We start from the raw sequence: 22,836 nt of genomic DNA on the forward strand, positions 1-22,836 counted from the left end.
GTGACGTACGACATCACCGCCCTGCGCGCCCTGTTCCCCGCCCTCAGCACCGGGACCGCCCACTTCGACGGCCCCGGCGGCACCCAGACACCCCGCCCGGTCATCGAGGCCATCACCCGGGCACTGTCGAACCCGCTGTCCAACCGGGGCCAGGTCACGGCGGGGGAGCGCAACGCCGACACCATCGTCACCGGCGCCCGCCAGGCCATGGCCGACCTCCTCGCCGGGGACCCGGCGGGCATCGTCTTCGGCCGCAGCGCCACCCAGCTCACCTACGACCTCGCCCGCACCCTCGCCACGACCTGGGCACCCGGCGACGAGATCGTGGTCACCCGCCTCGACCACGACGCCAACATCCGCCCCTGGACACAGGCGGCCGAGCGGGTCGGCGCCACCGTCCGCTGGGCGGACTTCGACCCGGCGACCGGTGAACTGACCCTCGACCACCTCCGCGCCGCGCTCTCCGCACGCACCCGGCTGGTCGCCGTCACTGCCGCCTCCAACCTGATCGGCACCCGGCCCGCGATCCCCGAGATAGCGCGCCTCGCACATGAGGCGGGAGCCCTGTTCCACGTCGACGGCGTCCACTACACCGCGCACGCCCTGGTCGACCTCGGGCAGCTCGGCGCCGACTTCTTCGTGTGCTCGCCGTACAAGTTCCTCGGCCCCCACCTCGGCGTCCTCGCCGCCCGGCCCGAACTGCTGGAGACCCTGCGCCCGGACAAGCTCCTCCCCTCCTCCGACGCGGTCCCCGAACGCTTCGAACTCGGCACCCTGCCCTACGAGTTGCTCGCCGGCACCAGCGCGGCGGTCGACGTCCTCGCGGGCCTCGACACGGGGGCCGCCGGGAGCCGCCGCGAACGCTTGACGGCCAGTCTCGCCGCACTCCACCGGCACGAGGACGTCCTGCGCACGCTCATCGACCAGGGGCTCGCCGCCCTGGACGGCATCACCGTCCACTCCAACGCGGCCGAGCGCACCCCCACCGTACTTCTCACCCTCGACGAGTCCTTCGGCGCGCACGGCACACAGGACGCCTCCCGCTTCCTCGCGGAACGCCACGTCCACGCACCCGCCGGCTCCTTCTACGCCATCGAGGCCTCCCGCCGCCTCGGCCTGGGCGACTCCGGCGGCCTGCGCATCGGCCTCGCGCCCTACACCGACAGCGAGGACGTCGACCGACTCCTGACCGGACTGGAGCTGTTCCTGAAGCGGCCGTAGCGATGACGGAAAAAAGAGGTGCCCATTGACGGGATAATGATGGATTCCACCCCTTCAACAATGCCCCGCGCCGCGCCTACCGTTACGCCCAGGTAAACCGCCTGGTCGCCGGTCGATCGGCGCTTCGGACCCGCCACGACGGTCGCGAGGGTTTCTGGAGGGAGAAGGCGATGGCGCCTGTGGAACTGCTCATCGGAAGCCGATGGCAGACATCGGCGGGAGAAGGACGGACCCAGGACGTCACGCCTCCCTTCGACGATGCGACCGTCGGCACCCTGGCGGTGGCCGGACCCGACGACGTCGAGCGGGCCCTCGCCGACCGGCGGGCCGCCGACATCGCGCGGACCATCGGCTCCGAGTCGGGCAGGACCATCACCGAGGCCACCGGCGAGGCATCGCGCTCCGGCGACCCGATCCGGCTCGCGGCCTCCGCGGGAAGCGGCGCCTGGCAGCCGGTGCCCGCGGTTCCGTGCGCGAACTTCGGCCACCCGGTGCGGAGTTGATCGTATGAGCAACCACGTCGTGGTGGCCCTCGGCCCCGTCGACACCGACACGGTGGGACCCGTCCCGGTGGAGGGGGCCACCTTCGTCACCGATTCCACGGCCGAGGGCCTCGCGGTCGCCGAGGGCGCCGTCGTGCGCGCGGACCGGCGGGCCGACGCGGAACTGCTGCGGCGGGCGCCGCGGCTGCGGACGATCGCCCGCACCGGTGTCGGCGTCGACATGGTCGACGTGACGGCGGCCTCCGCCCGTGGCATCCCCGTGGCCATCACCCCCAAAAGCGGCAGCCGGGCCGTGGCCGAGGGCGTCCTCGCCATGGCCCGGCACCTCACCGAGCGGCTGGCACCGCTGACCGGGCTGGTCCGCGACGGCCGCCGGGCCGCGCGGAGCACCGTCCCGGTCGGCGACCTCGACGGCGCCACCCTCGGCATGGTGACCCGCGCCTACGACCCGTTCGGCCCGCCCCCGGCCGAGCTCTCCGTCGTGGACCTCGACGAACTGGCCGCGACCAGCGACGTGTTGACCCCGCACGCCCCGCACGCCCCGCACGTCGAGGAGACCCGGCACCTCGGCGACGAGCGACTGCTGGCCCGCGTCGGACCGGGCGCGATCCTGATCAACTGCGGACGCGGTGGGCCGCTCGGCCCGGACGCCACCCTCGCCGCACTGGAATCGGGGCGGCCGGCGGGCGCAGGACTGGATGTGTTCGATCCGGAACCGGCTCTCCACCATCCACTGTTCGATCATCCCGACGTGGTTCTCACCCCTCATCCGATGGGTAGGACGCGCCGGGCGACGACCTTGACCTTCGTCGACGCGGCGCGTGGTGTCGCGGACGTTCTCGCGGGCCGGCCGCCGGCCGCGGTCGCCAACTCCGACTGGAATCTCAGAAAGGCCACAGCATGACCACCTCCCCCCTCAACAGGATCGCCGGCGCTCCCATCTCCTGGGGCGTCTGCGAAGTGCCCGGCTGGGGCTACCAGTTGACGCCCGAGCGCGTGCTGAACGAGATGCGCGAGGTCGGCCTGTCCGCCACCGAGTTCGGCCCCGACGGCTTCCTGCCCGCCGAGCCCGGCGCCATGGCCCGCACCCTCGCCGACCACGACCTGCACGCGGTCGGCGGCTTCACCCCGCTGCTGCTGCACGTGCCCGGCCACGACCCGCTGCCCGAGGCCGAACAGCTCCTCGCGGGCTACGACGCCTCGAAGGCGGAGGTGCTCGTGCTGTCGGCCGTCACCGGCCAGGACGGCTACGACTCGCGCCCCGAACTCGACGCCGACGGCTGGAAGTTGCTGCTGTCCAACCTCGACCGGCTCGCCTCGCTCGCCGCCGAACGCGGGGTGCGTGCCGTCCTGCACCCGCACGTCGGCACGATGATCGAGAACGGCGACGAGGTCCGGCGCGTCCTGGAGCACTCGGCGATCTCCCTCTGTCTCGACACCGGCCACCTCCTCATCGGCGGCACCGACCCGGCCGAACTCACCCGTCAGGCGCCCGAGCGGATCGCCCACACCCACATGAAGGACGTGGACGCCTCCCTCGCCGCCAAGGTCCAGGACGGACAGCTCAGCTACACCGACGCCGTCCGCAAGGGCATGTACCGCCCGCTGGGTGCCGGGGACGTCGACGTCGAGGCCATCGTCACCCACCTCAGCGCCCGCGGCTACGACGGCTGGTACGTCCTGGAGCAGGACACCATCCTCACCGAGGAGCCCAAGGCGAAGGGCCCGGTCGAGGACGTGTGGGCCAGCGCCGAGCACCTGCGCTCGGTGCTGCGCGGTGTCGCGTAGCCGGTATACGGGCCTGATGTGCTTTTGATGTGTTCTGAAGGATTGACTGATGTGCCGAGTTGATTTCAGAATGCCGGAGCGATCGGGTGCCGCGTCTTTTCCGAGTGTGAGGAATCCAGGAAAAAGTAAATGACCGCTGACGAATTTCTGGCCACTTGCTGGACCACGGCGGGCGACACCGCTCCCGACGAGGAGGACCAGCGCAGTCCGCTGAATCTGCGGGAACGCGTGGAAGCGGCGCGCGAGGCAGGATTCACCGCTTTCGGGCTGCTGTACGTGGACCTGGTCGAGGCCGAGCGAGAATTCGGAATGGCCGGGATCCGGTCGCTCTTCGCGGACAACGGGATCGACCACGTCGAGCTGGAGCTGCTGACCGACTGGTGGGCGGACGGACCCCGGCGGGCCGCGTCGGACGAGATCCGGACCGGCATGCTGAAGGCCATCGAGACACTCGGCGCCCGCACCTTCAAGATCGGCCCCGACGTGGCGGACGAGCCCTGGGACCTCGACGTCTGGGCCAAGGAGTTCGCCGTACTGGCCGCGCAGGCCGACGGGGTCGGCGCCCGGCTCGGCGTCGAGCCGCTGCCCTGGTCCAACCTGAAGACCGTGCACGACGGGCTACGGCTCGTCGAGGCCGCTGGTCACCCCGCGGGCGGCCTCATCATCGACGTCTGGCACACCGAGCGGGCCCACACCCCGCCCGCCGAACTGTCTGAGGTACCCGGTTCGCGGATCGTGGGCGTGGAACTCAACGACGCCGACAGTGACGTCGTCGGCACGCTCTTCGAGGACACCGTCCATCGCCGGCGCCTCTGTGGGGAGGGCTCGTTCGACCTGTCCGGGGCCATCGCCGCGCTCCGTACGGCCGGCTTCCGCGGCCCCTGGGGCGTGGAGATCCTCTCCGACGCGCACCGCGCGCTGCCGGTGCGGGAGGCCGCCGCGGCGGCATACAGGAGTGCCGCGGCACTCGTGAACTGAAAGAGCCACAGGGGTGGCGGGAGCGAAACCACGGTCGTTCCCGCCGCCCCTGTTTTCATTTCTGTTTTGATGTACGGGGGCACGTTCTCGCGGCCCTTGAGGGCGACCACTTCAGCGTGCTGTGCTTGGGCACGCCCCAACCGCTGTTCAGTCTCAGGCCGTTGGAAGCACCGTACGCGGCCGGACCGGGAACCCCGCCGCCAGGTAGCAGTCGTCGACGAGCCCCATCGTGGTCAGCGCGTCATCGGCGTCGAGTGCCAGCGGCGCACCGCCCCTCAAGTGGGCGGCGAAGGCCTCCAGTTGGTAGGTGTACGAGGACCGGCGGCCGAGCTCCTCGGTGCGCTCACCGGCCGTCGCCGTACGCACGACGACCCGGTCGTCGAGATGGGGCTGCACGAAGTTCTTCACCGTGGCCTCGCCGCGTGAGCCCACGACGCGGCAGCTCATCTGCCAGGTCTCGTGGGCCATGTGGCACCGCGCGCTGCCCGTGGCGCCGCCCGGGAACTCCAGGTCGGCGTCCAGCCATTCGTCGATCCCCGGGGCCCCGGCCTTCTCGCCGCCGCGCGCGGCGACCAATCGGGGCGTCCCGCCCGCCCACGGCGCGAGCATGCGCTGGGCGTGCAGGCTGTAGCACCCGAGGTCCATCAGCGCGCCGCCCGCGAGCGGCAGCGACCACCGCACGTCGCTGTCCGGCGGCGCGGGCATGGCGACCATGGTGTCGACGTGCCGGAGTTCACCCAACTCCCCACTGTCCAGCAGCTCGTGGAGGCGTAGGACGACCGGGTGGAAGAGGTAGTGGAAGCCCTCCATGAACACCGTGCCCGACTTGGCGACGGCCTCGTGGACCTCGGCCGCCTCCGCCGCGTTACTGGCCGATGGCTTCTCGGTGAGGACGTGTTTGCCCGCCCGGAGAGCGGCCAGGTTCCACGGCCCGTGCAGGCTGTTGGCCAGCGGGTTGTAGACGACCTCGACCTCCGGGTCGGCGACGAGGTCGGCGTAGGAACCGACCACCCGCTCCACGCCGTGGGCGGCGGCGAAGGTCTCGGCCCGGGACCGGTCGCGGGCCGCCACCGCGACGAGGCGGTGGCCGGTCGCCCGGGCCGGTCCCACGATCGACAACTCGGCGATCCGGGCCGCGCCCAGAACACCGATCCGCAGCGGTTCGTCCGTCGTCATGCGCGTACCTCTTCGAGTCGTACCGGGCGGTGTTCATGGCGGGACCGGGTGCATGCCTCGGCGATCCTGCTCGCCTCGACGGCGTCCGCGACCGTGCAGGGGGAGGTGCGGGTGCCGGCCACCACCTCGGTGAACGCGGTGAGTTCGGCCCGGTAGGCCTCGGCGAACCGGTCCATGAAGAAGGTGTGCGGCACTCCGGCCGGGAAGCCGGCGCCCGGCTCGACGGAGCGCAGCGGCAGTTTGTCCTCCAGGCCGACCGCGATGCTGTCCTTCGTGCCGTGCAGTTCCAGACGTACGTCGTGACCGCGGGCGTTGTGACGGGAGTCGGAGACGACGGCGATGGTGCCGTCGTCCAGGGTGAGCAGGGCGGACGCCGTGTCGACGTCGCCTGCCGCCCGGATGTACTCGGCGCCACGGTTGCCGCCGGTCGCGTACACCTCGACCACCTCGCGGCCGGTCACCCAGCGCACGATGTCGAAGTCGTGCACGCCGCAGTCGCGGAAGATGCCGCCCGAGGTGGCCACGTAGGCGGGTGGTGGCGGGGCGGGGTCCAGGGTGGTGGATCGCACGGTGTGCAGGGCGCCGAGTTCACCGCTCACCACGGCCCGGCGCGCGGCCATGAAGCCCGCGTCGAACCGCCGGTTGTAGCCGATGTGCACCTCGATGCCGCTGCCCCGCACCGCGCGCAGCACCTCAAGACTCTCCTCGATGCCTCGTGCCACGGGCTTCTCGCAGAACACGGGGATGCCCGCCTTGACGGCGGCGAGGACGAGTTCGGGGTGCGTGTCGGTCGCGGCGGCGATGACGACACCGTCGACCCCGGCCGCGAGCAGCGCCTTGGGGGAGTCGGCGGCGGTCGCCCCGAAGCGTTCGGTGACCGCCGCGACCGTAGCGGCCACCGGGTCGGTGACCACAAGGGAGTTCACCGCGTCCAGTCCGGCGAGGGTCCCCGTATGGAAGGCGCCGATGCGGCCCAGCCCCATGATGCCTATGCGCATGGGAAACGTGCTCCTTCTGCCGGGGTGCGGCTCAGTCCTGGCCGCCGACGACGTTCTGGTCCCAGTCGATGACCGAGCCGGTGACCACGCCACTGCGGTCGGAGAGCAGGAAGACGACGAACTCGGCGATCTCGTCTACCTGCCCGAGCTTGCCCATCGGCTGCGAACGGGCGGCCTGCTCCCGCCAGTTGTCGTCGGCGCCGTGGAAGGCGCGTTGCGTGGCGTCCTCGCCCTCGGTGTCGGTCCAGCCGATGTTGATCGTGTTGATCCGGATCCGGTCGAAGCGGTGTGCGTGCGCCGCGTTGCGGGTCAGGCCCGCGAGTCCGGCCTTGGCCGCCGAGTAGGGGGCCAGATAACGCGGCCCGCCGTGCGCGCAGTTGGAGCCGATGCCGACGATCGTCCCGGGTGCTTCGCGCGCCGTCATGTCGGCCACGGCGGCCTGCATCGCGAAGAACGGTGCTTTGAGGTTGATGGCGATGTGCTGGTCGAACAGTTCCGGTGTGGTGTCCAGCAGCGAGCCGCGTGACGTGAGCCCCGCCGCGTTGACCAGGCAGTCGATGCGCCCGTGGGCCTCGACGGTCCGTACGACGCTGTCCCGCGCCTGCGCCGGATCGGCGAGGTCCGCCCGCACGAAGAGTGCGCTCGTGTCCGCGGCGAGTTTCTCGCCGACCTCGGCTCGGCGGCCGGTGAAGACGACGGTCGCGCCCTCCGCCACGGCGGCCCGCACGACACCCGCGCCGACGCCTTGGCTGCCGCCGTTGACGAGGACGACTCTGCCCTCAAGCAGTCCCATGAGAGTGATGTGTCCTTGTCTCAGCTCTGACGCCGCTTGGCCGCGGCCTGTAGTTCGTGGCGCAGCCGCCCGGGGTCCCAGTCCTCGGCGACGGCCCGCCGCAGGGTGTCCGCCTGCGAGGGCGGGGCGAGGCCCTCGACCGGCGGGTCGAGGTCGAGGTTGGTGGGGAACGGGTAGCCCTCGGCGGTGGCGGCGATCACGCGACGCAGCCAGTCGTCCGAGACGCCCTCGGCCTTGCGGCTCAGCAGCACCGGGAACAGGGCGTTCGCCATCGCCTCGCGGTCCACCGTCTCCATGGCACGCCCGAACGCGGAGGACACCTGGAGCAGATTGGCCATGCGCCTGATGTCGGCCGAGCGGTTGTGCCCTGCGGCGTGGAAGAGCGCCGGGTTGAAGAAGACCGCGTCGCCCTTCTCCAGGGGGAGTTGGACGCGGTGTGAGTCGAAGTACTCGACGAACCGCGGGAGCCGCCAGGTGAGATAGCCGGGCTCGAACTTCTGCGAGTGCGGCAGATACAGCGTCGGGCCGGACTCGACGGGCATGTCGCAGTGCGCCACCGCGCCCTGCAACGTCAGCACCGGGGAGAGCCGGTGGACGTGCGCGGGATAGGCCGCCGCCTGCTCCTGGGAGAGGAAGCCGAGGTGGTAGTCGCGGTGGACGCTCTGTGCCGCGCCGCCCGGGTTGACCACGTTGACCTGCGAGGTGACCTGGTAGGCGGGGCCGAGCCAGGCCTCGGAGATCAGCTCCAGGATGTCGTTGGCGTAGTAGTCGGCGAACGCCTCGGGCGCCCGTACGGCCACCTTGTCCAGGGCGTTCCACACACGGTCGTTGGCGCCGGGCTTGGCGAAGTGGTCGCCGCGTCCCGCACCGCTCGCGCGCTCCTCCTCGATCAGGGCGCGGAAGGCGTCGGAGGCCCGGTCCACGACGGCCTCGTCGGGGAAGGCGCCCTTGAGGACCACGATGCCGGGCCCGTCGAGCAGCGCCCGCACCAGTTCGCTCTGTACGTCCCGGCGGCCCTCGGGAGTGGTCGCGAGTCCGCGGAGCCGGGTGCTGTCGTAGAGCGGGACGTTCTGCTCGATGCGCTCGGCCGACGGGTGGTCGGCGAGGTCGGTGCGCCGCTCCACGAGGGAGCGGAACGCGTCGAGATCGCAGTCCGCCTCGGTCAGCCAAGTCCGCGTCCCTGCGGTGATGGGAGACATCCGAGTCCTTTCACTGTCCGTGTGTTTCTGACAGTCTTGATAACTCAAACCCATCATTCAATGCTTGCCGCTACATCAAAAGTGCATCATCGGTCCGGGAGATCAGACATGCGACATCAATACCCGATCAGGGAAATCGCCCGTCAGGCCGGGCTGAGTACGGCCACCGTCGACCGTGTCCTCAACCAGCGGGGCAACGTGACGGAGAGCACCATCAGGGAGGTGCAGGAAGCCATCAAGGACCTGGACCGCCAGCAGAGCCAGGTCCGGCTCGGCGGCCGCACCTTCATGATCGACATCGTGATGCAGACCCCGGAGCGCTTCTCCACCGCCGTACGGGACGCGCTCGAAGCCGAACTGCCCTCGCTGCATCCCGCTCTCGTGCGGTCGCGCTTCCACTTCCGCGAGACCTGCCCGCCCGCCGAACTGACCGCGACCCTGGACGGGATCGCGAAGCGCGGCAGCCAGGGCGTGATCCTCAAGGCCCCGGACGAGCCGGAGATCGCGGCGGCCGTCGCCCGGCTGATCACGGCCGGTATTCCCGTGGTCACCCTGGTGACCGACCTCCCGCACAGCGCACGCCTCGCCTACGTCGGCATCGACAACCGCGCGGCCGGCGCCACCGCCGCCTACCTGCTGGGCCAGTGGCTGGGCAAACGGCCCGGCAATGTGCTGACCACCATCAGCCGGGGTTCCTTCCGGGGCGAGGAGGAACGCGAGATGGGTTTCCGCAGCGCGATGCGCCTGGCCGACCCCCGGAGGTCCCTGGTCGAGGTCACCGACAGCGACGGCCTGGACGCCACCCAGCACGATCTCGTCCTGGCCGCCCTCAAGCGGGACGAGGACATCATCGCCGTGTACTCGGCGGGCGGCGGCAACCTCGCCACCCTCGACGCCTTCGACGCGCTCGGCCGGGAGTGCGCGGTGTTCATCGCCCACGACCTCGACCACGACAACACCCGCCTGCTGCGCGAGCGCCGCCTGTCAGCCGTGCTCCACCACGACCTGCGCCAGGACACGCGCCGCGCCTGCCAGATCATCATGCGCGCCCACAAGGCACTCCCCGACGACGGCCCGTCCCTGCCCTCGGCGATCCAGGTCGTCACGCCGTTCAACATGCCGCCGGGAGCACCCTCCCCGGCACCGGCCGACTGATACCGGCGGACGCCGCGAAGGGCACGGCCGGGGCCGCGCCGATAGGCTGGTGCTCGGCCCATCAGCGCGCGCTCAGCCGGAACTCCAGCGATCGCAGCACAGGAGGAACCATGGCCGGTCAGTTCGAGGCGACAGCCGAGGTCAACCGCCCGGTCGAGGAGGTCTTCGCCTTCCTCGCCGCCGGCACGAACGATCCGAAGTTCAGCCCGAGGGTCCAGGAGATCACGAAGACCCCGGAGGGCCCGACGGCCGTGGGCACCGTCTTCACCAGCACGGTCAAGGACGCCGGGATGAAGACGGGCCGGACCTTCCGCATCACCGAGTTCGAGGCACCCCACCGCATCCGCTGGGCGGAGACCTCGAAGAACGTCGTGACGGCCGACGAGGGCGGCTACGACCTCGAATCCACCGGGCCGACCACGACCAGGGTGCGGATCTACAACGTCCTCGAAGGCCACGGCGTCGGAAAACTGCTCGTGGGCTTCGCGCTGAGCGCGGCCCGCAAGGACGCTCCCGCGTTCGGGCAGCGCATCAAGGCGGCGGTGGAGGCGTCCTGACGCACCGCTGACCGTCAACGCGCCGTAGCGGGGCGGCTGTTGTAGGCCTCCACCGTCAGCAGCGGATGCCCCGATGCCAGTGCCCGGGCAGGCCAGGACAGGGTGACGGTCTGTGACTCTCCGGGCAGCAGCCACAGGTAGTTGTGGCTGTACAGCGTCGGCAGCACACGGTGGCCGGTCGCGCCGTCCGTCAGCGAGAGCCGGACCATCGCGGCGACGGCGGGACCGTCGTTGCGGACGGTGGCGGCGAGCCCGGAACGGTTTCCGAAACGGGTCACGCGTCCGAGCGTCGCCGACATCGTTGTCCTCGGCGCCCCGCTCAAGCCCCGCATGGCGGCCGGAGTGCGATAACGCCAGTACGTGTTCCGCGACCGGAGCCGCCCGTCACCGTCCTCCAGCGTCAGACGCAGGAGGTGCAGATCGGGCAGGTCGTCGGTCCAGGGAGCGCTGAACGCCTTCGCGGTCGTGGCCGGTGCGACATCCACCCGGGCGCTCCTGTTCCCGCCGAGCCGACGGCCCGACAGATCGAGCAGCTGCGCGGAGACCAAGGCGTTCCGCAGTCCGGCACGCGTGTGGTTGACGGCGATGACCCGCCCCTCGGGGTCGGCCTGGACGTGCAGCGGCTCACAGGCCGAACGGGCGCCGTAGTACGTGCCGTTGACGTCGAAGTCGTAGTCGTAGGTCTGCCAGACCGTGCTGTGCCAGGCCGGGTGGGACATCCACAGCATGAGGCCGCTGGCGTTGTCCCAGAGGTTCGCGTTCCAGGCCTCGAACATGGCGCGTGTGTTCTCGTAGTTGACGAACTGCGCCTTGCGCGCGAAGTCGTCCAGACCGGTGGCCTCCCCAAGACGCGCCTCTACGGCGGCCTTGTAGGTCTGTGGTGCCTGGTTCCCGCGCTCGCTCCAGTCGTGGTAGTACCAGGCGCCCCGGATCGGCCACTCGGGTTCGTCGCCCGTCATGTTCCGCAGGCTGGCGGCGGTGGAGACGACAGGCATGCCGATCTCGGTGTGGAAACCGAAGTCCTTGCTGCCGTAGGTAGTTGGGTCGAAGTACTTCTCCGGTTCGACCCAGCCGTAGGGTCCGCCGCCGGTGATGATGCCGCCGGCCGAGTTGTTCTGGTAGAGGACGCCGGGGACCTGTTCCTCCACGGCCTTGCGCATGCCCTGGTCGATCGCGGCGGGCGGGTTGCCCTCGTTGGCGCCGCACCAGATCACCACGCTGGGGTGGATGCGGTAGCGCAACACCGTGTCCCGGGCGAGGGAGTTGAAGGCGTCGTGGTCCGGCGGGTCCATGCCCCACGCGTTGGGAAAATCGTTCCACACCAGGATGCCGTGTTCGTCGCAGGCGGCGAAGAACTCCTCCCGGTCGGACGTGCCGACCCAGTTGCGGATCATGGTGAAGTTCATGTCCCGGTGCATCCGCACGGCCGCGTCCATCCGCTCCGGCGGCATCCGGCGCAGCAGCTCGTCCCAGCCCCAGTTGCCGCCCCGGGCCAGGACCCGCACCCCGTTCACACTGATCTTCAGCGGATCCGGGGTGTTGGACACCGACTTCACATCGCTCCAGGTGTCCGTGTCGTCCGACACCTGGATCACATAGGTCTTCGGATACGCCGACTCCCACAGGACGGCGATCCGGTCGAACCGCTGCGAGGCACCCAGATCGACCTGGATCCACTGGTGGTCCTCGTAGGCGGAGGACCAGCGGGTGCCCGGATCGCCGTCCGTGGCGTGCGCGGCCGGGTGGTCGGGATCCTCGGTGGAGGCGGTCGTCGTACGACGGAGGGCGAGGTCGGTGCCGGGCGCGGTGCTGTCGATGACGTTCAGGGACCACAGGGAGTTGCCCCAACTGGTGTTGCGCAACCCGCAGTTGATACGGACATAGCGCGCGGTCCGGGGCGCGAAGTCCTCTGTCTGCAAGCTGGCGTTGCCGTTGTTGAAGGGCAGGGGAACCGCGCCGTTGTCCACCGACGTGGCATCGGTCCAGGTGGCGTTGTCGGTGGAGACCTGCACCACGAAGGTCTTCGCGTACGCCTGTTCCCAGACCAGGTCGACCCCGTCGAAGGACTGCGCCGACCCCAGGTCGATCCGGATCCACTGGTCGTCCTCGTAGGCCGAGGACCAGCGGGTGCCGGGATCGCCGTCGGTCACGTTGCCCGCGCCGTGGTCGTCCCCGTCCGCGCTCGACGCGTCGGCGTGCGCGTGCAGGGCCAGGTCGGTGGCGGGCCGAGCGCTGTCGCGTACGGCGACAGTCCACAGGGAGTAACCCCAACCGGAGGCCCGGGTAAGGCACTTGACGCGCACATACCGGGCCTGTCGCCGGTCGAAGGTCACCGACTGGGTATACGCGTCACCGGAGTTGGCGAACGGCAGCGGCACCTCGTACTCGTAGCCGAACTGACGGATGCCGAAGCGGGTGGTGCGGCGGTCGCTCTCCGAGCCGTCGACCGAGGCGACCAGGGCGAGCCGATGGAGCGCGGGATCGCCCAGACCGTTGGGCCACCACAACTCCGGGTCGTGCAGCCGCAGTTGGGTGAAGGTGTCGGGGGCGAACACGACGTCGACGCTCCCGCCCGCGGGCACGTTGACGACCTTGCTGACCCGTACGTCGCCGAAGGCCGCGGAGACCGTCGTCCGGTGGTCGGTGGTGTCGGCGTTGCGGACCGGGACGACCACGGTCAGTTCGGCGACCGACAGAGCGGGCAGGTCCGGCAGCAGCGTGTCGACCCGCGGATCGCCGATCACCACCTGGCCGGTCGAGCGCAGCCGGACGTGGTTCCAGATGCCGGCGGCCCGGTCGCGTACCGCCGGCATCCAGTCCCAGCCCGAAGCGGCCAGGTAGGTGGGGGAGTTGAGGTTCATCTGGTTCGCGCCCGCGTCCACCCAGGACTCACCGGCCGGGCCCTTGTCGCCGGGGCTGCCGGGTACCGGCATCGGCGTGATCTTCACCGCGAGCGCGTTCGTCCCACCCGGGGCGAGGAGTTGGGTCACGTCGAGAGCCGAGCGGGCGAAGGGGTAGGTGAGCCCGCCCACTTGGTGGCCGTTGAGCCAGATGTCGGCCGTGTGGTTGACGCCGTCGAACTCCAGCCAGATCCGGCGCCCGGCCCCGGTGCGCAGACCGCGCGGCAGTTCGAAGTCCCGCTTGTACCACCACGCGTGGCGCGACAGGGCCTCGGGGATACAGAGGTTGTTCAGTCCCGCGACGGGATCGGGCAGCTTGCCCTGGTCCACGAGCGATCCGAGCACCGTGCCGGGGACGGTGGCGCGGAGCCAACTGCTTGTGTCGAAGGACGACTTGGACAGCTGCGTACCGTCGCCGCCCGCCCAGTCGTCGAGGGTCAGCCGCCAGCCGGACTCCACCGGAACCGTGCCGTCGTCGGCCACTGCCAGCTTCGGCGCCGGGCCGGTGTGAGTGCCCCAGTCCGTCCAGCCCGTGGCCGACGGGCGGTGGCCCTTGACGGTGCCGTAGACCTCGAAGCCGTTCAGGCCGAGGGGGTTGGGGTTGGAGCGGCGGGTCGAGGTCAGCCGTATCCAGCGGGCCGTGACCGGGTGAGGGGGCTGGATGCTCACGACTCCGCCGGTGCCCGCCGTGGTGCGGTGCACGGCGGTCCAGGAGGTGTGGTCGGCCGAGGTCTCGACGACGTACTCGACCGAGTAACTGGACTGGATCTCCTTGCCTGTTGTGCCGTCGGCCGGGTTGCCCGAGGTGGGCGGCGTGAACACCGGGTCGCTCACGTCGCCTTCGAAGGTGACGCGGATCGACGTGACCTCGCACGGGGCCTGGAGATCGATCGAGATCCACTGGGGGTCGCCCGCCCCGGCACGCCATCCGCTGCCGCGTACGCCCGGCGAGTTGAGGCGGTCCACCACGAACGTACCCGGGGTGGGCGCGTAGGCCGTCGAGGAGACCGATACCGGCCGGTACAGGGCGAGTTCACCGGGTTGGGCGGGGGAGGAGGGGGCGGCCGACGCGGGCGCGGAGAAACCGAGCCCGAAGCCGGCCAGCAGACCGGAACCCGTGGTGACGAAGGCGCGGCGCGACACGTGTGGTGAACCCGACTGATCTGTCATGAGCGTGATGTCCCATCAAAAACCGGCGGTACTGACAACGTTGCCAAAGGCTGTGACGCGAGGGAAGCTGTGTCAACCCCTGAAGCGACCTTCTAATAAATTAGGAATTAATATTGACAGGGTTTCGGTCGCACGCCACAGTCGTCGCCGTGACGCCCCGGGCCCCCTGTCGCAGTGCGGCCCGCGTCACGTCCTCCTGCTTCCCAACCCTCGGGAGAGGCAAGTGACTTCACATCCGCAGGTCCGCACACCCGCGGTAACGAGACTGACCCGCCGGGCCACCGTCATCGCCATCGCGACCGTACTGGCGGCGACCGCGGCCCCGGCCGCCACGGCACGGACCGGCGCCGACCAGGGTGCGCCCGACTACTACGACAGCGGGCTCGCACCGACGCCCTACATGGGCTGGAACACCTACTACGGGCTCGGCGCGCCCACCGAACAGCAGGTGCGTTCCGTCGCGGACAAGCTGGTCAGCAGCGGTCTGCGGGACAGCGGGTACGACATCGTGTGGCTGGACGGCGGCTGGCAGGCCGACAACCCGCGCAACGCGCAAGGGCAGTTGGTCGCCAACCCGGACCGCTTCCCCTCCGGTATCCCGGCCCTCGTCTCCTACCTCCACAAACGCGGACTGCGCGCGGGCATCTACACCGACGCCGGCGCCTACGACGGCGGCAAGAGCTGCGGGCTCGGCAGCCGCGGCCACTACGACCAGGACGCCCGGCAGTTCGCCGACTGGAAGATCGACGCGGTCAAGGTCGACTTCCTGTGCGGCATCGGCGCCAAGCTCGATCCGGGCCCGGCGTTCAAGGAGTTCAGCGACGCGGTCGCCAAGTCCGGCCGCAAGATGTTGCTGAACCTGTGCAACCCGCTCACCGACGACTGGGGCCTGCCGCACACACCGGAGCAGGACGCGCACAACACCTACGTCTACGGCCCGACGACCGCCGACTCCTGGCGCACCGGCACGGACATCGCCTGGGGCACGGCGAGCCCGGGTCAATGGCCCAACATCCTGCGCAACATGGACGCCAACGCCTGGCACCCCGAGGCGCAGGGACCCGGCCACTACAACGACCCCGACTACCTCATCCCGATGCGCAGGATGACCGACGGGTCGTACGAGCTGAGCCAGGAGGAGTCGACCAGCCAGTTCGTGATGTGGGCCGAGATGGGCTCGCCGCTCGTCCTCGGCTCCGACCCCCGCACCCTGTCCGACTCCATGCTGGGCACCCTGCGCAACCCGGAGATCATCGCGGTCGACCAGGATCCGCTGGCCGTCCAGGGCGTGCGCGTGGCGACCGACTCGGTCGGGGACGTGTACAGCAAGGTGCTGGAGGGGCGCGGGCAGCGCGCGGTCGTGCTGCTCAACCGGTCGGACCAACCAGCCCCGCGCACCGTGCAGTTCGCGGATGCCGGGCTCGGTGGACCGGTCCAGGTACGGGACCTGCGGGCGCGTGCCGACCGGGGTACGCACACGGGGTCGTACACCGTCGAGGTCCCCGCGCACGGCACCGCGTTCCTGAAGCTGACCGGGGCCGATGCGCTGCCCGGTACGAATCTGGGGCAGCGGACCACGGCGAGTCCGGCCATGGTGAGTGACGGCGGCATCTTCCTGCGCGGCCCGCACGGCTCGCTCGTCCAGCAGGCCGATGGCAAGGCGAAGGACCTCGGCGGTCCGACGAAGGCCCGGATCCTCGGGCAGCCCGCCGCCTACGCCTCGGCCGGCGGCCGGATCGACGTGTTCGTGCGCGGCACCGACTCGCGGGTGTACCGGCGGGTGTTCGCGGCCGGGCGCTGGGGCGCGTGGCAGGACCTGGGCGGGCAGGTGGCCGACGCGCCGTCGGTGGCGTTCACCGATCCCGCGCACTGGACCCTGTTCGCGACGGGCTCGGACGGGCAGGTCGTGCAGCGTGGCGCGTCGACCGGTTGGTCCTCGCTCGACGCACCCGGTGGCCGGGCGGTCTACGGGCGGCCGTCCGCGGTCGTGGACTCTCAGGGGCAGCTCCATGTCGCCGTGCGCAGCGCGGCCGACGACATGTGGACGCGGTCCCGGGACGCGTCGGGGGAGTGGTCGCCGTGGTCCTCGCTCGGCGGGACCGTCAGCGGTAGCCCGACGCTGGTCGCCGTGGGGGACGCCGTGGTGCTGTACGCGCGGGCCGCCGACTACACGCTCTGGCAGCAGCGGTTCGAGAACGGTGCCTGGCAGGGGTGGACCAAGCAAGTGGCCTTCCCCAGCGCGGCGTTCGACGGCGCGCTCGGTGCGGTGGCGGGGCCGGGTGGAACGGTCCACGTGGTGTACCGGGGAGTCGACGGCTACGTCCACCGGACTCAGTTCAAATAAATTAGTAATTATTCTTGACGTGGTGGGGACGCCACGCGAACCTGGATCCGCCCGCGAGGGATCCACAGGGAGCCATTCATGACCACCATCCATCAGCCGGACAGACGCCGGTTCCTCGCCGGGCTCGGCGCCGCCGGAGCTGCGACGCTGCTCAGCGGCTGTGTCACCTCCACCTCCACCGGCAAGAGCTCCTCGAAGGGTGCGGTGACCCTCCAGTCCAACCTCTCCGCCCCGCAGGCCAAGGCGGCGATGGAGGACCTCGTCGCCGCCTACGCCAAGAAGGGGTCCGAGAGGGCGAGCCTCAACACGGTCGCCGCGGAGACCTACCGCACCCAGCTGCCGACCTACCTCACCTCGGCCAACCCGCCCGACGTGTACACCTGGTACCCCGGCTCGGTCGCGGACGCGTACGCCAAGAAGAACCTGCTGCTCGACCTCGACGACGCGTGGACCACCTCGCCCGACCTCAAGCGCTACTCCAAGGCGCTCAACACGCTCTGCACGTCGACGAGTTCGGGCAAGAAGATCTTCGTGCCCAGCACCTACTACTGGTGGGGCATGTTCTACCGGAAGTCCAACTTCGCCAAGTGGGGCGTCAGCGAGCCCAAGAGCTGGGACGACTTCCTCGACCTGTGCGACAAGCTCAAGAAGAAGGGCGTCAACCCGATCGGTCTCGGCGCCGGCGGCGGCACGGCCTGGGTGGCCTCTGCGTGGTTCGACTACCTCGACATCCGGATCAACGGCGCCGAGTACCACCGCCAACTCCTCGCAGGGAAGCACAAGTTCACCGACCCCGAGGTGCGCAAGGTCTTCGACCGCTGGCAGGAGGTGCTGCCGTACTTCGACCCGAACGGCGCCGCCGTCGCCTTCCAGGACGCCACCACCTCCCTGCTCAACGGCCGCAGCGGCATGATGCTCATCGGCACCTTCTTCGCCGACGCCGCCCCCAAGGACGCCCTCGACGACATCGACTTCTTCCGCTTCCCGATCATCGACTCGAAGGTCCCGCTCGCCGAAGAGGCCCCAGTCGACGGCTACTTCGCCAGCGCCCGCACCGGCCGCCACGACCAGGTCGTCGACCTGATGAAGTACCTCGCCACCGCCGAGGCCCAGGAGATCTACATCAAGGGCTCCTCCGGCACCGTCCTGCCCTGCCACCCCGACGCGAAGGACTCGGGCACGGCGCTGGTCAAGAAGGGCCGCGCGCATGTCGCGGAGGCGGCGGAGATCACCCAGTTCTTCAACCGGGACTCCAGCGACGCCCTCCAGCCCACCGCCGACAACGCGTTGATCAAGTTCCTGGCCAAGCCCAAGTCGATCGGGAGCATCCTCACCGACTGGCAGCGTGATGCCGAGAAGATCTGGAACGCCTGACATGGCCGTCCTGACCGCGCCCGACCGGACGTCCCCGACCCGAACGCCCGCCCAGGGCAAGCGGGTTCGGGGGCCCCGGCGCACACCCCCGCTGGTCCTCGCCTTCGTGCTGGTCCCCCTTCTCGTCGAGGCCGTGTGGGTGTTCTGGCCCGCCGCGCAGGGCTTCTACCTCGCCTTCACCCGCTGGGACGGCGTCTCCCCGCCGCAGTTCATCGGCCTGGGCAACTTCCGGGAGATGGCCCACGACGACGTCTTCCGCGGCGCGACCGGCCACACCGTCCTGTGGCTCGTCCTCTTCGGCGGCCTGTCCGCCCTGCTCGGCCTCGCCGCCGCGCTCCTGCTCCAACAGGAGCGCCGCGGCGTCGGCTTCTACCGCGCGGCCATGTTCCTGCCCGTCGTCTTCTCCCTGGTCGCGACGGCCCTGGTCTGGCAGGCGATCTACCAGCCCGACGGCGTCCTCAACCAACTCCTCCAGTCCGTCGGCCTCGGCAGCCTCCGCCACGCCTGGCTCGCCGACCAGGACACCGCCCTCTACGCCGTGATCGTCCCCGCGCTCTGGCGCCAGATCGGCTACGTGATGGTCCTCTACCTGGCCGGCCTCAAGGGCATCGATCCCGCCCTGTACGAGGCCGCCAAGGTCGACGGCGCCGGCGCCTGGCAGCGCCTGCGGCACGTCACCCTGCCCCAACTCCGCAGCGTCAACGCGGTAGTTCTGTCGGTCATCGTCATCGACTCGCTGCGTTCCTTCGACGTCGTGTGGTCCCTGACCCGCGGCGGCCCCTACCACTCCTCCGAGCTGCTGAGCACCTACATGTACTCGACCGCCTTCCAGTCCCTGCGACTCGGCTACGGCTCCGCGCTCGCCGCCGTCATCTTCGTGCTGGCCTTCGGCGTCATCTGCTCCTACCTCGTCCGCGCGTTCCGGGAGGCCGACTGATGTCCGCCAACTCCACGGCCCTGCGCCGCAAACGGGCCGCGACCGCCGGATTCCACCTGGGCGCGGGCGCGTTGGCGATCCTGTGGCTGCTGCCCATCGCCCTGGTCGTGGTCACCAGCCTGCGCTCCTTCGACGACATCGCCGCGTACGGCCTGGGCAGTTGGCCGCACTCCTTCACCCTCGGCAACTTCCGCCAGGCCTGGGTCGACGGCGGCCAGCAGCGCGCCCTCATCAACAGCCTGATCGTCACCGTGCCCAGCGTCCTGGTCACCCTCGCCCTCGCCGCGATGGCCGCCTTCGCCCTCAGCCGCTACGAACTCCCCTTCCGCCGCTCCCTGTTGCTCCTCATGCTCGGCGGCAATCTGCTCCCACCGCAGATCCTTCTCATCCCGGTGTCCAAGCTCAGCGAGGTGATGGGGGTCTACGACACCCTCCCCGCGCTCATCGGCGTGCAGATCGGCTTCGGCGTCGGCTTCTACGTCTTCGTCCTGCACGGGTTCATGCGCTCGATCCCGGCGGAGATCCAGCAGGCGGCGGTCGTCGACGGCGCGGGACCCTGGCAGATCTTCTGGCGGATCATCCTCCCGCTGACCCGCCCCGCCCTCGCCGCGCTCAGCGCCCTGTCCTTCACCTGGATCTTCAACGACCTGCTCTGGGCCATCACCGTCCTGCGCAGCGACACCAAGATGCCGATCACCGCCGCCCTCATCGGACTTCAGGGCCAGTTCGTGTCGATGTGGAACGTCATCGCGGCGGGTTCCGTCATCGCCGCGGCGCCCACCGTCGCCGTGTTCCTGCGCTTCCAGCGGCACTTCGTGGCCGGGCTCAACCTCGGGGCGGTCAAGTGACGTACCAGCGTTGGACCTTGCGCACCGAGAACACCAGCTACACCGTGCGTCTGTCCCCGGACGGCCCCTGGGTCGAACTCGACGCCTGGGGACCGCTCGGCGTCGAGGACGGCCCGTCCGCCCTCGACTGGTCGCGGCGCACCCACTTCATCACCCCCGCCGACGCGGCCCCCGCCGAGTATCTGCCGTACGGGACAAGGCCGTTCACCGGCTCGGAGCTGGTGGTCTCGGGCCCGGGCGGGGACCGGGGCTCGTGGTGGGAGTTCGACCACGTGGAGGCGGAGGAGACCGCGCTGCGGTTCGCCTTCCGTGACGAGCGGCTGGGCCTGCGCACCGTTCTCCACTACGAGACCGTCCCCGGCACGGACGTCATCCTCCGCTGGGCGGAGTTCACCGCCACGGCCGAACTCCGCCTGGAGCGGCTCGACTCGGCCGCCGTGAACATCCCGATCACCGGAGCCGCCCGTCTCACGTACCTCACCGGCCAGTGGTCGCAGGAGTTCCAGCGCACCCAACTCGACCTGCCCAGAGGCACGTTCACCATCGGCAGCCTGCAAGGCGTCCCGGGACACGCGTACGCGCCCTGGCTCGCGGTGCAGGACGCCGAGGCACCGGCCGCGTACGGCATCGCCCTCGCCTGGCCAGGCAACTGGCACATGACCGCGGAGGCCGAACCCGGCGGCTCCGTGCGGGTGCGAGCGGGCCGCGTGCCCCACGAGGGCGCGGTCCCGCTCGCACCCGGCGAAACCCTCGCCACCCCCCAACTCGCCTGCGCCTTCAGCCCGGACGGCCTCGACGGACTCTCCCGCGTCTGGCACCGCTACGAGCGACACCTCACCGGCGAACGCCTCCGGCGCCCCCGCAAGGTCCTCTACAACTCCTGGGAGGCCACCGGCTTCGACGTCGAAGCGGCCGGGCAACTGGAGCTGGCGAAGACGGCCGCCGACATCGGAGCCGAACTGTTCGTCGTCGACGACGGCTGGTTCACCGGACGCGCCGACGACACCGCGGGACTAGGCGACTGGTGGCCCGACCCGGCCGCCTTCCCTCAGGGATTCGATCAATTCATCGCGGACGTAAGGGCGTTGGGCCTGGACTTCGGCCTGTGGATAGAGCCCGAATCCGTCAGTCCGGGCAGCCGTCTGCACACCGAACACCCCGAGTGGGTCTACCGGATCGAGGGCCGCCCCGGGAGGCTCGTCCGCAACCAGCTCCTCCTGGACCTGGGCCGGACCGACGTCCAGTACTTCGTGATCGCCACCCTCGACCGGCTGCTCGGCACGTACGACATCGGCTACCTCAAGTGGGACATGAACCGGCCGCCCACCGAACGCGGACGCCCCGGCGCAGGCCGCGTCGACCTGGACGCCGAGCACGTCGCCGGATACCTGCGCGTCCTCGACCACCTCCGGTCCGCCCACCCCGACGTCACCGTCGAGGGCTGCGCGGGCGGCGGCGGCCGGATCGAGCACACGACGATCACGCGCACCGACGTGGTGTGGCCCAGCGACAACACCGCCCCGCTGGACCGACTGAGGATCCAGCACGGGTTCCTGCACGCGCACGCCCCGCACGTCATGAGCTCCTGGGTCACCGACGCGCCCGGCGTCTTCGACCCCCGCCCGCGCAGCCTCGCCTTCCGCTTCGTGAACGCCATGTGCGGAGTCCTGGGCATCGGCGCCGACCTGCGCGCCTGGACGCCGGAGCAGCGGGCCGAGGCCGCCGGCTGGATCGCCCGGTACAAGGAGGTGCGGGACGTGATCCACCACGGTGAGGCACGGCTCCTCGGCACACCGGACGACCCGAGCTGCGGGGTGCAGTACGACGCCGGGGACCGGACCGTCGTCGCCGCGCTCAGCACCGGACGGCTCGACGGCGCCCCGCTCGTGCCGGGGCGTGCGCAACGGCTCCGGCTGCGGGGACTCGAACCGGCGGCGCGCTACCGGGACACGGCGACCGGGACGTCGTACGGCGGAGCCCATCTGCTGCACCACGGGCTGCCGTTCGCGTGGAGTGCCGATCATGATGCCGACCTGGTCGTGCTGCTGCGCGAGTGAGCCCCGTTATGTTTCCAGCAAGCCCTGACGCGCGAAGGAGTCGAACCCCACGATGGACCAGCCCGTACGACGGCACGGCGCCCGCTTCACCGGGCGCACGGCCGTGATCACCGGAGCGGCCTCAGGAATCGGCGCCGCCACGGCCGTACGCCTCGCCGAGGAGGGAGCGGCCGTCGTGCTCGTCGACATCGCCGAGGAGCGGGGCGAGGCGGTGGCGGAACGCATCGGCAAGGACGGCGGGCGGGCCAGATTCGTGGCCGCCGATGTCGCGGCCGAGGACGACTGGGCGCGGATCGTCGGGGCCGCGCACGGCTTCGGGCCCGTCGACGTCCTCGTCAGCAACGCCTTCACCGTCGACGTCAGACCCGCCCACGAGATGAGCCTCGCCTCCTGGCAGCGGCAGCTCGACGTCAACCTGACCGGCAGCTTCCTCGGCTTCCGGGCGGTCCTGCCCGATCTGGAGGAGCGGCGGGGCGCGGTCGTGCTGACCTCGTCCGTGCACGCCCACAGGGGCCTCCCCGGGCATCCCGCCTACGCCTCCGCCAAAGGCGCCCTGCTCTCCCTCTGCGGCCAACTCGCCGTCGAATACGGGCCCGTTGTGCGTGTCAACGCCGTCGTGCCGGGACCGGTACTCACAGCCGCCTGGGACAGAGTGCCGCCCGAGGAACGGGAACGCAGCATCGCCGAGACGGCCGCCCGCCGCTTCGGCACACCCGAGGAGGTGGCCGCGGCCATCGCCTTCCTCAGCGCGGACGAAGCCTCCTTCATCACCGGGACGAGTCTCGTGGTGGACGGCGGCTGGAGCGTCGTCAAGGCCTCCGCATGACCACGCTCCCCA

Annotated in this window: 18 protein-coding genes; 13 read left to right on the plus strand and 5 right to left on the minus strand. The window is 70.5% G+C overall.

Features of this window, described 5'->3' with window-relative positions; genetic code table 11:
• From ACWIHT_RS34695 to ACWIHT_RS34715, 5 genes are all read left to right on the plus strand, one after another.
• A complete protein-coding gene (locus ACWIHT_RS34695) occupies nucleotides 1-1,221 on the plus strand; it encodes a cysteine desulfurase-like protein (protein ID WP_456172282.1) in 1,221 nt (406 codons plus the stop codon).
• A gap of 170 nt (nucleotides 1,222-1,391) precedes the next feature.
• Complete coding sequence (locus ACWIHT_RS34700) at nucleotides 1,392-1,724, plus strand: hypothetical protein (protein ID WP_456172283.1); 333 nt, start codon at nucleotides 1,392-1,394, stop codon at nucleotides 1,722-1,724.
• A 4-nt stretch (nucleotides 1,725-1,728) separates the two neighbouring features.
• On the plus strand, nucleotides 1,729-2,628 hold the full coding sequence (locus ACWIHT_RS34705) for an NAD(P)-dependent oxidoreductase (RefSeq protein ID WP_456172284.1): 900 nt from the start codon (nucleotides 1,729-1,731) through the stop codon (nucleotides 2,626-2,628).
• Entirely contained in the window at nucleotides 2,625-3,512 is an 888-nt protein-coding gene (locus tag ACWIHT_RS34710; protein WP_456172285.1) for a sugar phosphate isomerase/epimerase family protein, read from the plus strand. Before ACWIHT_RS34705 ends, ACWIHT_RS34710 begins: the two co-directional genes overlap by 4 nt.
• A 129-nt stretch (nucleotides 3,513-3,641) precedes the next feature.
• A complete protein-coding gene (locus ACWIHT_RS34715) occupies nucleotides 3,642-4,490 on the plus strand; it encodes a sugar phosphate isomerase/epimerase family protein (protein WP_456172286.1) in 849 nt (282 codons plus the stop codon).
• Nucleotides 4,491-4,643: 153 nt separating this feature from the next.
• Here the strand turns inward: ACWIHT_RS34715 and ACWIHT_RS34720 are convergent, their stop codons facing one another.
• From ACWIHT_RS34720 to ACWIHT_RS34735, 4 genes are read right to left on the minus strand one after another with little or no spacing between them, the layout of a single operon-like run.
• Nucleotides 4,644-5,666, minus strand: a complete 1,023-nt coding sequence (locus tag ACWIHT_RS34720) for a Gfo/Idh/MocA family protein (RefSeq protein ID WP_456172287.1) — start codon at nucleotides 5,664-5,666, stop codon at nucleotides 4,644-4,646.
• The gene (locus ACWIHT_RS34725; RefSeq protein WP_456172288.1) at nucleotides 5,663-6,664 is read right to left on the minus strand and encodes a Gfo/Idh/MocA family protein; all 1,002 of its coding nucleotides are present in this window, start codon (nucleotides 6,662-6,664) and stop codon (nucleotides 5,663-5,665) included. The genes ACWIHT_RS34720 and ACWIHT_RS34725 overlap by 4 nt, the downstream gene beginning before the upstream one ends.
• A gap of 31 nt (nucleotides 6,665-6,695) precedes the next feature.
• Entirely contained in the window at nucleotides 6,696-7,457 is a 762-nt protein-coding gene (locus ACWIHT_RS34730; RefSeq protein WP_456172289.1) for an SDR family oxidoreductase, read from the minus strand.
• A gap of 20 nt (nucleotides 7,458-7,477) precedes the next feature.
• A complete protein-coding gene (locus ACWIHT_RS34735) occupies nucleotides 7,478-8,656 on the minus strand; it encodes a phytanoyl-CoA dioxygenase family protein (protein WP_456172290.1) in 1,179 nt (392 codons plus the stop codon).
• Between the two features lie 108 nt (nucleotides 8,657-8,764).
• Here ACWIHT_RS34735 and ACWIHT_RS34740 point away from each other — a divergent pair, with 108 nt between their 5' ends.
• The gene (locus tag ACWIHT_RS34740) at nucleotides 8,765-9,811 is read left to right on the plus strand and encodes a LacI family DNA-binding transcriptional regulator (protein ID WP_456172291.1); all 1,047 of its coding nucleotides are present in this window, start codon (nucleotides 8,765-8,767) and stop codon (nucleotides 9,809-9,811) included.
• Between the two features lie 110 nt (nucleotides 9,812-9,921).
• On the plus strand, nucleotides 9,922-10,368 hold the full coding sequence (locus ACWIHT_RS34745; RefSeq protein ID WP_456172292.1) for an SRPBCC family protein: 447 nt from the start codon (nucleotides 9,922-9,924) through the stop codon (nucleotides 10,366-10,368).
• Nucleotides 10,369-10,382: 14 nt separating this feature from the next.
• Here the strand turns inward: ACWIHT_RS34745 and ACWIHT_RS34750 are convergent, their stop codons facing one another.
• Complete coding sequence (locus tag ACWIHT_RS34750) at nucleotides 10,383-14,438, minus strand: discoidin domain-containing protein (RefSeq protein WP_456172293.1); 4,056 nt, start codon at nucleotides 14,436-14,438, stop codon at nucleotides 10,383-10,385.
• 223 nt (nucleotides 14,439-14,661) lie between these two features.
• Here ACWIHT_RS34750 and ACWIHT_RS34755 point away from each other — a divergent pair, with 223 nt between their 5' ends.
• The 6 genes from ACWIHT_RS34755 to ACWIHT_RS34780 all read left to right on the plus strand — a co-directional run bounded on the left by ACWIHT_RS34755 (nucleotide 14,662) and on the right by ACWIHT_RS34780 (nucleotide 22,824).
• A complete protein-coding gene (locus ACWIHT_RS34755; protein WP_456172294.1) occupies nucleotides 14,662-16,782 on the plus strand; it encodes a glycoside hydrolase family 27 protein in 2,121 nt (706 codons plus the stop codon).
• A gap of 78 nt (nucleotides 16,783-16,860) precedes the next feature.
• Nucleotides 16,861-18,156: an ABC transporter substrate-binding protein gene (locus tag ACWIHT_RS34760; protein ID WP_456172295.1), complete on the plus strand. Its 1,296-nt coding sequence runs from the start codon at nucleotides 16,861-16,863 to the stop codon at nucleotides 18,154-18,156.
• 1 nt (nucleotide 18,157) lies between these two features.
• A complete protein-coding gene (locus ACWIHT_RS34765) occupies nucleotides 18,158-19,093 on the plus strand; it encodes a carbohydrate ABC transporter permease (RefSeq protein WP_456172296.1) in 936 nt (311 codons plus the stop codon).
• Complete coding sequence (locus tag ACWIHT_RS34770; protein WP_456172297.1) at nucleotides 19,093-19,941, plus strand: carbohydrate ABC transporter permease; 849 nt, start codon at nucleotides 19,093-19,095, stop codon at nucleotides 19,939-19,941. The genes ACWIHT_RS34765 and ACWIHT_RS34770 overlap by 1 nt, the downstream gene beginning before the upstream one ends.
• Nucleotides 19,938-21,998: an alpha-galactosidase gene (locus ACWIHT_RS34775; RefSeq protein ID WP_456172298.1), complete on the plus strand. Its 2,061-nt coding sequence runs from the start codon at nucleotides 19,938-19,940 to the stop codon at nucleotides 21,996-21,998. Before ACWIHT_RS34770 ends, ACWIHT_RS34775 begins: the two co-directional genes overlap by 4 nt.
• Nucleotides 21,999-22,050: 52 nt before the next feature.
• Nucleotides 22,051-22,824 (plus strand): SDR family NAD(P)-dependent oxidoreductase, encoded by a 774-nt coding sequence (locus ACWIHT_RS34780; protein ID WP_456172299.1) that lies wholly within the window; start codon nucleotides 22,051-22,053, stop codon nucleotides 22,822-22,824.
• The last annotated feature ends 12 nt before the right edge of the window (nucleotides 22,825-22,836 follow it).

The organism is Streptomyces sp. NPDC002276 (assembly GCF_053891435.1).

Coding starts and splice junctions, on each gene's coding strand:
- ACWIHT_RS34700 (WP_456172283.1), top strand. CDS start 1,392: ATGGCGCCTGTGGAACTGCTCATCGGAAGCCGATGGCAGACATCGGCG.
- ACWIHT_RS34705 (WP_456172284.1), top strand. CDS start 1,729: ATGAGCAACCACGTCGTGGTGGCCCTCGGCCCCGTCGACACCGACACG.
- ACWIHT_RS34710 (WP_456172285.1), top strand. CDS start 2,625: ATGACCACCTCCCCCCTCAACAGGATCGCCGGCGCTCCCATCTCCTGG.
- ACWIHT_RS34715 (WP_456172286.1), top strand. CDS start 3,642: ATGACCGCTGACGAATTTCTGGCCACTTGCTGGACCACGGCGGGCGAC.
- ACWIHT_RS34720 (WP_456172287.1), bottom strand. CDS start 5,666: ATGACGACGGACGAACCGCTGCGGATCGGTGTTCTGGGCGCGGCCCGG.
- ACWIHT_RS34725 (WP_456172288.1), bottom strand. CDS start 6,664: ATGCGCATAGGCATCATGGGGCTGGGCCGCATCGGCGCCTTCCATACG.
- ACWIHT_RS34730 (WP_456172289.1), bottom strand. CDS start 7,457: ATGGGACTGCTTGAGGGCAGAGTCGTCCTCGTCAACGGCGGCAGCCAA.
- ACWIHT_RS34735 (WP_456172290.1), bottom strand. CDS start 8,656: ATGTCTCCCATCACCGCAGGGACGCGGACTTGGCTGACCGAGGCGGAC.
- ACWIHT_RS34740 (WP_456172291.1), top strand. CDS start 8,765: ATGCGACATCAATACCCGATCAGGGAAATCGCCCGTCAGGCCGGGCTG.
- ACWIHT_RS34745 (WP_456172292.1), top strand. CDS start 9,922: ATGGCCGGTCAGTTCGAGGCGACAGCCGAGGTCAACCGCCCGGTCGAG.
- ACWIHT_RS34750 (WP_456172293.1), bottom strand. CDS start 14,438: ATGACAGATCAGTCGGGTTCACCACACGTGTCGCGCCGCGCCTTCGTC.
- ACWIHT_RS34760 (WP_456172295.1), top strand. CDS start 16,861: ATGACCACCATCCATCAGCCGGACAGACGCCGGTTCCTCGCCGGGCTC.
- ACWIHT_RS34765 (WP_456172296.1), top strand. CDS start 18,158: ATGGCCGTCCTGACCGCGCCCGACCGGACGTCCCCGACCCGAACGCCC.
- ACWIHT_RS34770 (WP_456172297.1), top strand. CDS start 19,093: ATGTCCGCCAACTCCACGGCCCTGCGCCGCAAACGGGCCGCGACCGCC.
- ACWIHT_RS34780 (WP_456172299.1), top strand. CDS start 22,051: ATGGACCAGCCCGTACGACGGCACGGCGCCCGCTTCACCGGGCGCACG.